The sequence below is a fragment of the [Clostridium] innocuum genome (genome assembly GCA_012317185.1).
GTDB lineage: Bacteria > Bacillota_I > Bacilli_A > Erysipelotrichales > Erysipelotrichaceae > Clostridium_AQ > Clostridium_AQ innocuum.
In genome coordinates, this window is sequence record CP048838.1 from 3,952,480 (window position 1) to 3,965,331 (window position 12,852).

Consider the following 12,852-nt stretch of genomic DNA (forward strand, 5'->3'; position numbering starts at 1 on the left):
GCTGTGCATAGGCATTGCAGGATTCTTTGCTTCCATATAAAAACAGGCAGACTACATCCGCTATGCTTCCTTTCATCATAAAAGCACAGCAGCCTTCTACACAACTGTCTGCTTTTGCGCCTCGCGAACAGTTTGTCAGCTTACCGTTGAAAAGATGCAGTCTGCTTCATACATCGACTGCATCCATATAGTGTGTCAGCTTCTGAATAAAGGAATCATAATCCTGACAGGTTACCAGCTCATTGAGAAAGGAGGGCTCACTTAAAATCTCAATCAGATGATCGAATATCTGCGCAAACAGCTTTCTGGAATCATCATGTACCCCCAGCAGTGTGACAATATGAACCTCATGCGTTCCCCATTCCATACCCTGCGGACACAAAACCACACTGATAAAGCTTTTCTTTGCATTGCTTGCCAGTGAATGCGGTACGGCGGCATCCTCAAAAGCTGTCGAAGACATATGCTCACGCGCAAAGACATCCGTTGTAAAAGAAGCATCGGCATAGTCTAGACGGATGGCATCATTGCACAGCGTCTGAATCAGCTGGGTGCGATCCATGTTCATATTTGTATAAAACAGTCTGGGATCAAACAGATTAAATAAAAACTCCTTCAGCTTATTCTTATTTTTTTCAGCCAGCATTTTGGTAATTGTGTTTTCAAGCTGATTCATGTCCTTTTCAATTAAAAAGGGATGAATGATGATGGATGGCTGAGGGAATGGTGTTTCTACAGTCGATATAATCAAATCCGCATGCAGAAGACTTGGCTGATATGAATGGATGGACATCGCATACTTGATCGTCACCTTGTCCTCAAAGCGGCGACTGATCTTTTCCAGCGTGTTTTGATGAAGACTATAGTAATCCGCATAGAGAAACAATACGGTCAGCTTATTTTTTGATTGTACATTATTTTCAAAATAGCTGCCGATATGGAAGGAGATAAAAGCAATTTCATCCTCATTCAAAATGATGTCATACATATCCTTAAACTGCTGTGCGATATAAACGGCAATATCATAGATCAGGGGATAGGTCGATTTTATCTTTGCCGTCAGCGGATTTTTAGCATAGTAATTATGCTCTACGCGATTAAACAGATTCTTGACATGAATCGTAAACTTTGCGATAAATTCCTCATCAAAGGGGTCCAGAAGATAGCATTCCTCCACATTGTGTATAACGGTATGGGCGATATCTATATACCTCTGTTCAATGAAGGAGGAAATGTTGGAGCCGTTAATGAAGGAATAATCGATCATCGTGGTGTTATTCATAATAATCAGGGTAAGATTATATAATTCCGCATCATTGATCTGTATCGCATATGCCTCTTCAATATATTCCCGGATTTCTCTTGCCACCGTATACTGCGGCGTTTCGAAAAACGGTGTGAGGTCCACCTGCTCATGCAGGATACAGCTGCTGCGGATGCGATCGATCATCACAATCAAATGCAGGGCTGTATTGTTCAGCGTATAGTCATTCGCAAACAGATTGTTGCGTGAAAAAATATCGGAAAGATTCTTCCGGAAATCCCAGAAGTGATAATGATAGGTCAGCAGCCGCACTTCATCCTTTAAAACAAAATTATCATAGGAATCACTGGTAATCAGCCGGCTCATCAGCTGGCGCTTTTCTTTTTCACTGCCATCGATAAATAGCATATCCTTTTCCTTGCGAATACCGATCTGATAGGCGGATATCATTTTGCGAATACTGCGGATATCGTTATCCACTGTAGATTCACTGACATAAAGCTCCTGTGCCAGATCAAAGATATCAATGCCGTTCTTGGAGGAAATCAGCTTCTGTATTATCAGATTCTGCCGTGTCTGCGGGGTTTCCAGATTATGCTTTCCGCTCTCCCGATAACGCAGATACTGCTCCGTGCTGCTTAGCTTATAGCCCTTGTTTGTGGAAATGACCAGTGGTTCTTCGACATGCTCTTCATTCAGGATACTGATGTATTTGCGAATCTGGCGGGTGGAAACGTGAAGCAGTTGGGAAAGCTCAGCTGCGGAAATCCAGCTTTCATAGTGATGCCATAAATAATCCAGCAATGTCGATATATTATCTTTCATGTTCAATCACTCTCCTGCCTTATCCCCCTGTAAACAATGATAGTATTACATGATAAGTATACGTGAATTCGAAAATCCGCTCAACTTAAAAAAGTTCCGTGCGCTAGGAACTTTTAAAATTTGTCTGTTTCGGCTGCATTCGTTATACTGAGGGTGTCGATAAGAAAGGAGGGCAGTCACACTGATTGGTATAAGAAAAAGAGACATATCACACGCTGAATCGCTTCAGCCAAGTACGGGAATACTTTGATACATCTCTTCTATATTCTAACACCAATCCAGAAAAATTTCATTCATTATTAAAAAAAGTCCGTAGAATGTTAAGAAGCTTACGGACACAAAGGAGATCATTATGAAAAACATTTTATTAGTTTGCGGTACAGGAGCCAGTAGCGGCTTTATGGCGAAGAACATCCGACAGGCCGCAAAAGCACGCAACATCGAAATCGGAGTAAAGGCACGAAGTGATTCTGTTGTAGAGGACTACATCGAGGATATCGACCTGCTGCTGGTAGGTCCGCATCTGAGCTATATGCTGCAGGATCTGGAGGACATCGCAGAGCCCCATGGCGTAGCTGTACAAATCATACCGAAGGATGCCTACGGCGAGTTAGACGGGGATGCCGTTCTTGATTTCGCATTACCCTTCCTTGAAGACTAATGCATCAAAAGCTTTCGCTTTTAAAGTAACTTAAACAAAATGAAAAAATGAGGAGAAACATATGAAAAAATTCATGGATTGGATGACGAACAAATTTACTCCGAAAATGAACAAGCTTGCGCGTAATCCCTGGATTGCGTCTGTACAGGAAGCGATCCTGACTGCAATGCCAATGATCTTTATCGGATCATTTACAACAATACTAACAGCCTTTGGAGGTCTGATTGACGGGTTCCCGGATTTCAGTCCATTGTCAACCTTCTCTTTGGGTCTGCTGTCCCTGTACCTTGCCTATCTGGTGCCTTACCTGCTTATGGAAAAGAAACGGCACAATAAGACAAAGAAGGAAGCAGGTCTGGCAGGTATCGGTTTTTTCCTGATGCTGGTAGGTCCCACCTTTGATGAAGCGGGTAACATTCTGTTTCAAAGCTCCACGCTTGGTAACGGCGGTATGATTGCGGCCTTAATGGCAGGCTTGTTTGTAGGCTTTGTGATGAACGCATTCTCTACACATTCCTTCTTTAAAGAAGACAGCGCTATTCCGGATTTCATCACAGTCTGGTTTGATACACTGATTCCGATTCTCATTATCCTGTTCGTCGGATGGCTGTTTATCTTCCAGCTGCACATCAATATCTTTGACTGTATCTATACCTTATTCTCTCCGATCTTGAGTGCGGGTGACAGCTTTCTCGGCTTTGTGGTACTGTATTTCTTCGGCTATACGTTTCTGTACACCTTCGGTATTTCCACATGGGTCATCTATCCAATTGAATCAGCTTTGATTTTACAGGGGATTGCCGCAAATCAGGCGGCTGTCGCTGCCGGAAACGCAGCATCTGTCATAAATGCAGACGGAGTTTCCTATTATTTCACCCTCGGCGGAGGCGGCTGTACCTTGGCGCTTGGACTCATGATGCTGTTTATGGCAAAATCAAAGAAATGCAAGGTCATTGGCAAGGCTTCCCTGGTACCGAATTTATGCAATATCAATGAACCCCTTGTATTTGGTGCACCAATCGCATTTAATCCGATTCTAATGGTTCCTATGTGGATAGTCGGATTGCTTGCCCCTGCATTGACCTGGCTTGCCTTATACTTTGATATCCTGCCGAAAATAACGACCTTATTCTCCTTCTGGTATCTGCCTGGACCAATCTGCTCCTATGCAGTTGGCGGCATGATCGGTCTGTTGTTTACCTTCTTCATATTCGTCTTATCCTGGATTATTTATTATCCGTTCTTCAAGGTATATGACAGACAGTGTATGCAAAAGGAAGAAGAGGATGAAAAGAAAAAGGATCAGCTGGCAAAGCGCAAAGCAATGCGTGAGCGTACAGAAGAAGCATAGAAAGGAAGGGTGTTATGAAAAAAACTACGATCGAACAGCTTAACAGTGCCGCTATGCAAATCATCTTACATGCAGGTGATTGTCGCAATCTGTTGAATGAGGCAGTCAATGCCCTCCTGGAAGATAAAAGTGAGGAGGATATAAAGGCTAAAATAACCGCTGCAAAAAAAGAAATAACGAAGGCTCATGTGATTCAGACCGAAATGATACAAAGCTCCATCAATGAGGATGAACTGCAAACAACATTGCTTTTCACACATGCACAGGATACACTGATGACCATCAACAGCGAGGTCAACTTAACACAGAATATGATACGTCTGTATAGAAAGCTGAAGAAATAATATGTGGAAAACAGCAACCGGATTTCCGAAGGGCTTTTTATGGGGTGGTGCTATTGCCGCAAATCAGGCGGAGGGCGCATGGAATATCGATGGAAAAGGGCCGTCCATGGCTGATATTGAAATTCTTCCGGAACACTATGACCGCAAGCATGTCGTTGGATTTACACATACCGCTCAGCAAATCGAAGAAGCACTGCAGGATAAGGATGGCTATTATCCAAGAAGGCACGGCATTGATTTCTATCATACCTATAAGGAAGATCTTGCACTGATGAAGGAAATGGGATTCAGCTGCTTTCGTACATCCTTCAACTGGACCCGCATTTTCCCAAACGGGGATGAGGATCTGCCGAATGAAGAAGGACTGAGATATTACGATGCACTCCTTGATGAAATGTTGAAAAACGGGATTGAGCCTGTCATGACCGTTTCTCATTATGAAATGCCGGTTCATCTTATTACAAAATACAAGGGCTGGTATGCGCCTGAAATGATTGATTTCTTTGTCCGCTTCTGTGAGATACTGTTTAAACGGTATCATAAAAAAGTAAAATACTGGATACTATTGAATCAGATCAATTCCCTTGGCGGCTGGGGAGAATTCGCCAGTCTGGGTATGGTGGAAGACGGATATGAGGATTGGGAGAGCGCAAAATATCAGGCTACGCATCATCAGTTTGTCGCATGTGCAAAAGCCACAAAGCTGGCGCATGAAATCGATGCGGGAATGCAGATTGGTATGATGCTGGGAGATGATGCATTATATCCTGCCACCTGTCGCCCGGAGGATGTTTTTGCTAATACGCAGCGGATGCAGATGAGCATCTATTTCTACAGTGATGTTTTACTGCGCGGGGAATATCCCGGTTATGCTCTTCGTTATTTCAAGGATCATCAGATACAGATCCATGCAAAGGAGGAAGAACTGAAGCTGTTAAAGGAACACCCTGCAGATTTTCTCTCCTTCTCTTATTACTTCACCCGAATCGTAGATGCGTCGCAGCCTCAGCCTAAAGAAAATCCGTATTTGGAAACCTCTATCTGGGGCTGGGCTACCGATCCTCTCGGATTCCGAAACTCTTTGAATCAGTACTGGGACCGTTATCATGTTCCTATCTTCATTGCGGAGAACGGACTTGGTGCGATTGATACGGTCATTGACGGACACATTCATGATGAGTACCGTATTGCTTATCTGCGTGAGCATATCAAGGCCATGAGGGAAGCCATCCTCGACGGGGTTCAGGTATTTGGGTATGCATCCTGGGGACCAATCGATATCGTCAGCTGCTCACAGGGAGAAATGAGCAAGCGCTATGGCTATATTTACGTGGATCGTGATGATCGCGGTAACGGCAGCAATGCACGAATTCGAAAGGATTCCTTTACCTGGTATCAGCATGTAATTCAAACAAACGGTGAAGAACTGTAAAGCAAAAAGGGATGCCGTATGCATCCCTTTATTATAAATGGAAAGGAGAAATTCTGCAAGAAACGCAGAATCAGACAGATATATGAAGCAATTAAAAAAAGGATTTCCAGCAGATTTTTTATGGGGAGGTGCCATTGCAGCGAATCAGGCAGAGGGTGCTTTTCTGGAAGGCGGAAGAGGATGGAGTGTTGCGGATATTCTCAAGGTGCAGGATAAGGGTGATCTTAAAAAGAAATCAAACAAGGAGACATCCATGAAGGATATCGAAGCTGCTCTGCAGGATACAAAAGGTTATTATCCTAAGCGCTATGGACTTGATTTTTATCACACCTACAAGGAAGATCTAAAGCTGCTGGCAGGCATCGGAATGAACTCCTTCCGCACCTCGATCAGCTGGTCAAGAATCTTTCCTAACGGAGATGAGACTATTCCAAACGAAGAAGGTCTACGCTTTTATGATAATCTGATCGATGAAATTATTAAAAACGGCATGGAGCCATTGATTACCTTATCACATTATGAAATGCCGCTGCATCTGGCAACTGCTTATAATGGATGGAATCATCGCAAAACCATCGATTTCTTTGTAAAATATGCTGATACGGTTATGCGAAGATATAAAGATAAGGTAAAGTACTGGATTGTCGTCAATCAGATCAACCTGATTCATCACGAATCCTTCAATCATCTGGGAATCCCCAGTGATCGCGTTTCTAACCTTATGGAAGCGAAATATCAGGGAATACACAATGAATGCACAGCAAGTGCTATCGTAACAAAAATAGGACATGAAATAAATCCGGATTTTCAGATTGGGATGATGGTATACGATGGTCTAAGCGAACCGCTGACATGTAAACCGGAGGATGTATTTGCGAATATGCAGCGTAATCAGCGTGAATATTTCTTCTCTGATCTTCTGCTGCGCGGAGAGTATCCGGGATATATGCTTCGCTATTTTCAGGAGCACGATATACGGCTGGATATCCGGGAGGAGGATGAGCGCATGTTAAAGGAAAACCCTGCAGATTTTCTGGCGATTTCCTATTATTACACGTGTGCATCTTCCAGCGAAAGCAATTCCTGTGCTGATGTAAATGATGATGGGGCGGTATCCAATCCTTATATAGAGGCTAGTGAATGGGGCTGGGGAATCGATCCGCTTGGTCTGCGAACGGTGTTGAATTATTATTATGATCGTTATCAAAAGCCGATTATCATTGCAGAAAATGGATTTGGGACCTTTGATGAAATCAGTTCGGACGGATGCATTCATGATGAGCGTAGAATTGCTTACCTTCGGGAACATATCCGAAACATGAAGGAAGCAATCATGGATGGAGTAGAGGTCATCGGCTATTATCCATGGGGTCCCATAGATATCATCAGCTGTTCCTCCTCCGAGATGAGTAAGCGTTACGGATTCATTTATGTCGATCAGGATGATTATGGAAACGGAACAAAGCGTCGGCTAAAAAAAGACAGCTACGACTGGTATCGAAGTGTGATTGATTCAAATGGTGAAAATCTGTGATAGGTGAAGAAGCATTCGTTCAATACGAGCAGCTGAGCTTAAAATATCGTCCGTTTTTACATGTATAAGGCGTTACGTTCATAGCTTCAGTGTATAAAAGAGACCTCCTGGTATAATATAAGCAAAAAAGAGAATTTAAACTACGAATAACGCGTAGGATTTCATTCTCTTTTCTTATTTTTCTTGCCAAACTCGGCTTAATTGAGGTTATTTAAAATCCGGAAATATCCATGTTAGGATATCTATGATTTTACCTATAACCCTACCTTGCTCATCACATTTCTTCTTTTCATTGGCCACATATGCAATTTGTTCTCGGGTAAAGCCTTCCTTCAGCAGATCTTCTACCTCTTTATCAGTCATCATTTCTTTAATAAGATTCTCCAGCTCTTCTTTCTCAACTAATGGCTTATTTCTATCAGGCACTTGTTTTTTGATTTTATTTCTCACTTACAAGTTAAGCGGAATACATACAATTAAAGTATTTACCACTTGGGGCTAAAACACATTGGTTGCCATTAGAAAGTTTTACAGACTGTAAATTCTGCTGTTCATCTGCATAAGCATCAGTCATGTTGCTGTATTTGTTCCATGCAAACTTAACTTTATTTATTAACTCTGCTTTTATTATTTTGTTTGTAGCCTGTTTTACCACACCACCTGCTGCCATCCATCCTATTAAAATTGGAATACCTTTAGATAAAATCCAAATTTTAATGGTCCAAATGATTCTTCCATTTACATATAATTCACCTTTAATTACTTCAACTTTTTGACCCTCAAAAGGAGTGTCTTTCAATTCCTTCTCTGAGAATACATAATTTGCGTTTTCAAGCTGCTCTTTTTGATTTTGGCTGTATGAGCCTGTTTCTACAATGTACTTTTCCGGTATTTCTTTTGAACTAACAGTATACTTTACATCTCCTAACACTCCAACACAAAGACATAATGATACGATGATAGCTGCTATTTTTTTCATATGATTCGCCTCCTTTAAATAGTACTTCTTTCACCTATATCATATCAAAATAATTTTTAAAATATAGAATTACATCATTCAACTTTTTATGGTATACTATTCTTAATAGCTACAGTATCTAACGGAATAAAGCTAAAATCGGTACTTATTTAAAGAAAGTCTAACCATTCACCTCTTTGATGTCAAATTGTTTGAAAAAAAGCAGGGATAATTTCCTACGAAAAGGGTAACTCATTATCTGTATATGCATAAACCGGCAGCTGTACTGACATATGTGACAGCTCATCATCTTCCTCATTTTCATACCCGTTTTTATAATCTACCTGAACTCTGGATATCCTTGTCTCCCATTCAAACACATGGATATCCAAATCATTTACGCAGTCGCCCAGTTCCCTTCATCCGGTATAAATACAGGCGTGATCTTTTTCCAATGCAATCGTGTTACAGTGTCCCGGATCACTCTGAAAATATACACTTAGTGAAATGCTAATTCTGCGCCAAGGCCCGCTGTCAACGGTCTATAGAATTCCTTGCCATTATTGTTGATAGGGGTATATAAATTACTTTGTACAGGAAACCACTCAAGGGGAAACCCTCGCTCCTACTGCATTCGCCTTTCCTCTTTCCCGACAGACCTGGATAATCCAAACGGCAATGCTCTTCTGTGGTTTCTGATGTATCATAACATCTTTCAAATTTTTGATGAATGTGTCATATTCCATCTCGCAGTGATTCAGTCTTCTCGTCCTGCATAATGATACTTTATATCTGCTTCCTTATTGCGTATTAAGCTGCATCCAAGAGAATCATGATGAAAAGCTTCATTGTATTAACGTACGCTCCTGTAGAAATACATGTGAATTTCTATGGAACACCTCGTGGCTTAGTCGCGAGGTGTTTCCTTTGGTTCCATCACCCTCTGCTATGCACACCGCCTTTCATCAACAGCTCCTCAATGTCACGATCATTTTCCAGATCATAGTCGCCAATCAACTGCCCTGTATGATGATACCGTATCCCCGCCTCTTCATTGCGTTTTAAACAACGCATGATTTCTGCCGGTCCGCTTTTTTGCAGGCATTGATTAAAAACACGCACTCTTCTTTTCTTCAGCATATCCTCATCGCAGGGAAACTCGTCACACACATAACAGCCGTCCATTCCTTTTCTCAGGCAGCAGGCCAAAATACCGCACATATCCTTATGCTCACAGCCCCTCGCATGACAGCCTGGGCAATCTGATTCCGAGCACACACAGCAGGCAAGACCGCAGTATGCCATTCCTCTATCCTCTCTCATAAAGCACCTCATTTCCTGCTTTATCATACCAAAAAAACTACGACAGCACTATGTCATAGTTTCCTGTTTATTTCTCATACTGCTTCAGCATTGCCCTGCAGTCTGCTTTTATGCGTTCCACCAGCTCCTCCGGCTCCAGCACCCGTACAGTATTTCCCATGCCGAGTAAGCTTGCATACCAGAAATGCTCCTGCTTTGGTACCTGCATGCAATACAGAAAGGATGTGTCCGCATATACCTCCATGATTGTTCCCTGAAAATATTCCAGCACTCTGCCTCTGGCCTCCGGTTGACAGTGCAGCTTGATCGTCCAGATAACCTGCGTATCCGTCTCATCCAGCTGCTTCAGAATTTCACGCAGACAGGGATGCTTACGATTTGTATGTTCAGCTTCCTGTAGCTGTTCCATCCGTACCAGCTTATACATCCGATAGGCCTGCTTATCCACATCCCAGCCGACCAGATACCAGGCATACCAGCGAAAAATCAGTGCCACCGCCTCGCAGAAGCGTTTTGTCTGCTTCCCCTGAGCGTCCGTATATTGAAAAGTAACGCTGTGCCTTGCGGCAATCACAGACTGTAATAGCCTGCGCTGTTCGATAGCCGTTTCATTCGCAACGGAAAAATCAAGCTGCACCCCCAAGGTGTCTTCCTCATGCTTTGGAAAAAGCAGCTTCGCGGTTTGTACCTCCTTATGCAGACCGGCACTCTCCATACTGTCCAGGGATGCCGCAATGATAGCGTGATCCTGTTCCTTTACCAGAGCCACAGGCAGCTTGTATCCCTCCTGCAGCTCATAGCCTCCATTCACGCCGCTATACGCAATGATGGGGACACCTGCCATGGACAGGGTATCCATATCCCGCTGAATACAGCGCAGGGACACCTCAAAGGTATCCGCAAGACAGCGTCCGCTTGCCCGTTTGTGATTCAAGAGATACAGGGTTATCGCGTACAGACGATCTGCCTTCATCCTAAGCTATCCTGCACACATCCACCCACGCTGCCTGCGGAAGCAGTGTCTCCAGCTCCGCAATGGTCAGCCTGATTGCGGAATTCGGTGTACCGCAGGCAGGATATACAAAATCAAACCGCTTTAACGAAACATCCAGATATATGCGGGTATCCGCAGGTACACCAAACGGGCATACACCGCCGATGGCATGATTCGTATAGGCTTCCACCTCATCCCCCTTCAGCATTTTCGCCTTACAGCCGAAGGTTTCCTTATATGCATGATTGTCCACCCTGCAATCACCGGCAGCAACCACGATAACGGCATGCTCCCTCACCATAAAGGAAAGCGATTTTGCAATGCGCTCCGGCTGTGTTCCAAGGGCCTGTGCCGCCTGTTCCACGGTCGCACTGGATGCGTTCAGCACCAGGATTTCCTGTTCCTTATGATACTGCTTCAGGTATGCTCTTGCCTGTTCCATTGCCATTTTCTTATCCTCCTGATTTTCTAATACTCCACACCCTTGCGTGCAGCTATGCCTTTTTGATAAGGATGCCTGTGTTCCACCATCTCCGTATGGTAGTCACATATATCCAGCAGCTCCTGCGAGGGATTGCGGCCGGTGAGGATGATTTCCAAATCCCGGTGCTCCTGTAAAAAATGCAGGAGTTCTTCCTCCTTCAGCAGCCCCAGCTGTACAGCATCCAGAACCTCATCAAGAAAGATGCATGTGCATTCCTTTGCCCTGTCCTTTACCCATGCGAACAGCTCCTGTATCCCCTGTCTGGTTTCCAGCTGCTCCTGCTCCTGCATTTGAAAATAAAACCCATGCGGCATTCGTGTCGCACGCACCTTTACGCAGGATAAAGCCTGCAAAGCACGCAGCTCTCCGCTTGTGCCATCCTTTAAAAACTGCGCTACCGCAACACGCCTTTCATATCCCGTCTGACGCAGAACCAGGCCGAAGCCGGCAGTCGTCTTTCCCTTTCCGTTTCCACTGTATATGTGCAGCATACCGTACATCCTCCTTATGCCATCTCATCCGCTATTATACCATAGCTGTGCATATTGTGTAACGGTTTCAGCTATAAATGCAAATTTGTGAAACTTCATGGTAAAAATGTGAAAGTTTTTCATGAAAATATTGATTTTATGTACAAAACAAGGTATCATCATAATATCATATAGAAAAGAGAGGTTAGTCTTATGAAGAAAAAATTATTGGGAGGACTTGCACTGGCACTGCTTCTTGCAGGATGTGGAAACAGTGGCGACAGCGACAAAGAAAAAACGGATGATGGAAAGAAGACATATAAAATCGGCATCATCCAGCAGATGGAGCATCCTGCGCTCGACAGTGCCAGAGAGGGACTGGAGAAATATCTGAAGGGTAAGAGCGATGCGAAGTTTGAGATTACGGTAAAAAATGCACAGGGGGACAACGGAACGGCAGATACGATTGCCAAGCAGTTTGTTTCCGATGATGTGGATCTGATTTATTCCATTGCGACCAACGCATCACAGGCTGCCGTAAATGCGACCGGTGGAACAGATATTCCGGTTGTATTCAATGCAGTAACGGATGGTGTGGAAGCAAAGCTGGTCACCAGCAATGAGAAGCCGGGCGGCAATGTTACCGGCGTCAGCGATGCCGCACCGCTGGAAAAGCAGCTGGAGATGATTCGTGAATTCCTGCCCGAAGCAAAGAAGATCGGTATGATCTACAATATCGGAGAAGTAAACGGTAAGCTTCAGGTGAAACAGGTGGAAAAGCTGGCTTCAAAATATAACTTTAAAATCGTCAAGAAAGGCGTCAGTGCTACTACAGAAATCGCAACCGCTGCAGGACAGCTGGCAGGCGATGTTGATTGTATTTATAATATTACCGACAATATGGTCGTTTCCGCTACTGCCTCCATTACAGATAAGGCAAATGCAAAGAATATTCCGGTATTTGCGGCTGAGGACGGGCAGATGAAGGCCGGGCTGCTGGCAAGTGATTCCATCAGCTATGAAAAGCTTGGAGAGCAGGCAGGCAGTGTTGCCTACGATATTCTTGTCAATGGTAAAAAAGCAGGCGATATCCCTGTGGAAACCGCAAAGGATACCACTCTGTATATCAACAAAAAGGTCGCAGAGCAGCTAGGTATTAAAATCCCGGATTCACTGGCAGAACGTGCAACGTTTGTAGAAGAATAAAGTAAG

General features: G+C 43.7%; 14 protein-coding genes. 6 read left to right on the plus strand and 8 right to left on the minus strand.

Features of this window, described 5'->3' with window-relative positions; all coding sequences use genetic code 11:
* Positions 1-166 precede the first annotated feature (166 nt).
* Complete coding sequence (locus tag G4D54_19350) at positions 167-2,089, minus strand: transcription antiterminator (protein ID QJA04428.1); 1,923 nt, start codon at positions 2,087-2,089, stop codon at positions 167-169.
* A gap of 352 nt (positions 2,090-2,441) precedes the next feature.
* Here G4D54_19350 and G4D54_19355 point away from each other — a divergent pair, with 352 nt between their 5' ends.
* The 5 genes from G4D54_19355 (at position 2,442) to G4D54_19375 (ending at position 7,411) form a co-directional block, all read left to right on the plus strand.
* On the plus strand, positions 2,442-2,750 hold the full coding sequence (locus G4D54_19355; GenBank protein ID QJA04429.1) for a PTS sugar transporter subunit IIB: 309 nt from the start codon (positions 2,442-2,444) through the stop codon (positions 2,748-2,750).
* A 61-nt stretch (positions 2,751-2,811) separates the two neighbouring features.
* Positions 2,812-4,101, plus strand: a complete 1,290-nt coding sequence (locus G4D54_19360; protein QJA04430.1) for a PTS sugar transporter subunit IIC — start codon at positions 2,812-2,814, stop codon at positions 4,099-4,101.
* 14 nt (positions 4,102-4,115) lie between these two features.
* On the plus strand, positions 4,116-4,445 hold the full coding sequence (locus G4D54_19365) for a PTS lactose/cellobiose transporter subunit IIA (GenBank protein QJA04431.1): 330 nt from the start codon (positions 4,116-4,118) through the stop codon (positions 4,443-4,445).
* A gap of 1 nt (position 4,446) precedes the next feature.
* On the plus strand, positions 4,447-5,877 hold the full coding sequence (locus G4D54_19370; protein ID QJA04432.1) for a family 1 glycosylhydrolase: 1,431 nt from the start codon (positions 4,447-4,449) through the stop codon (positions 5,875-5,877).
* Positions 5,878-5,959: 82 nt separating this feature from the next.
* Positions 5,960-7,411 (plus strand): family 1 glycosylhydrolase, encoded by a 1,452-nt coding sequence (locus G4D54_19375; protein ID QJA04433.1) that lies wholly within the window; start codon positions 5,960-5,962, stop codon positions 7,409-7,411.
* Positions 7,412-7,618: 207 nt separating this feature from the next.
* Here G4D54_19375 and G4D54_19380 read toward each other — a convergent pair whose 3' ends face one another.
* The 7 genes from G4D54_19380 to G4D54_19410 form a co-directional block, all read right to left on the minus strand.
* Positions 7,619-7,861: a hypothetical protein gene (locus tag G4D54_19380; protein QJA04434.1), complete on the minus strand. Its 243-nt coding sequence runs from the start codon at positions 7,859-7,861 to the stop codon at positions 7,619-7,621.
* A 7-nt stretch (positions 7,862-7,868) separates the two neighbouring features.
* Positions 7,869-8,390, minus strand: a complete 522-nt coding sequence (locus tag G4D54_19385; protein ID QJA04435.1) for a hypothetical protein — start codon at positions 8,388-8,390, stop codon at positions 7,869-7,871.
* 215 nt (positions 8,391-8,605) lie between these two features.
* Entirely contained in the window at positions 8,606-8,749 is a 144-nt protein-coding gene (locus G4D54_19390) for a hypothetical protein (protein QJA04436.1), read from the minus strand.
* Positions 8,750-9,305: 556 nt separating this feature from the next.
* Complete coding sequence (locus G4D54_19395) at positions 9,306-9,692, minus strand: DUF3795 domain-containing protein (protein QJA04437.1); 387 nt, start codon at positions 9,690-9,692, stop codon at positions 9,306-9,308.
* 67 nt (positions 9,693-9,759) lie between these two features.
* Positions 9,760-10,665, minus strand: a complete 906-nt coding sequence (locus tag G4D54_19400; protein ID QJA04438.1) for a YafY family transcriptional regulator — start codon at positions 10,663-10,665, stop codon at positions 9,760-9,762.
* 1 nt (position 10,666) lies between these two features.
* Complete coding sequence (locus tag G4D54_19405; GenBank protein ID QJA04439.1) at positions 10,667-11,134, minus strand: YbaK/EbsC family protein; 468 nt, start codon at positions 11,132-11,134, stop codon at positions 10,667-10,669.
* Positions 11,135-11,154: 20 nt separating this feature from the next.
* Positions 11,155-11,661: a cob(I)yrinic acid a,c-diamide adenosyltransferase gene (locus tag G4D54_19410; protein QJA04440.1), complete on the minus strand. Its 507-nt coding sequence runs from the start codon at positions 11,659-11,661 to the stop codon at positions 11,155-11,157.
* Between the two features lie 192 nt (positions 11,662-11,853).
* On the opposite strand from G4D54_19410, the gene G4D54_19415 reads away from it, so the two are divergent.
* Positions 11,854-12,846 (plus strand): ABC transporter substrate-binding protein, encoded by a 993-nt coding sequence (locus G4D54_19415; GenBank protein ID QJA04441.1) that lies wholly within the window; start codon positions 11,854-11,856, stop codon positions 12,844-12,846.
* The last annotated feature ends 6 nt before the right edge of the window (positions 12,847-12,852 follow it).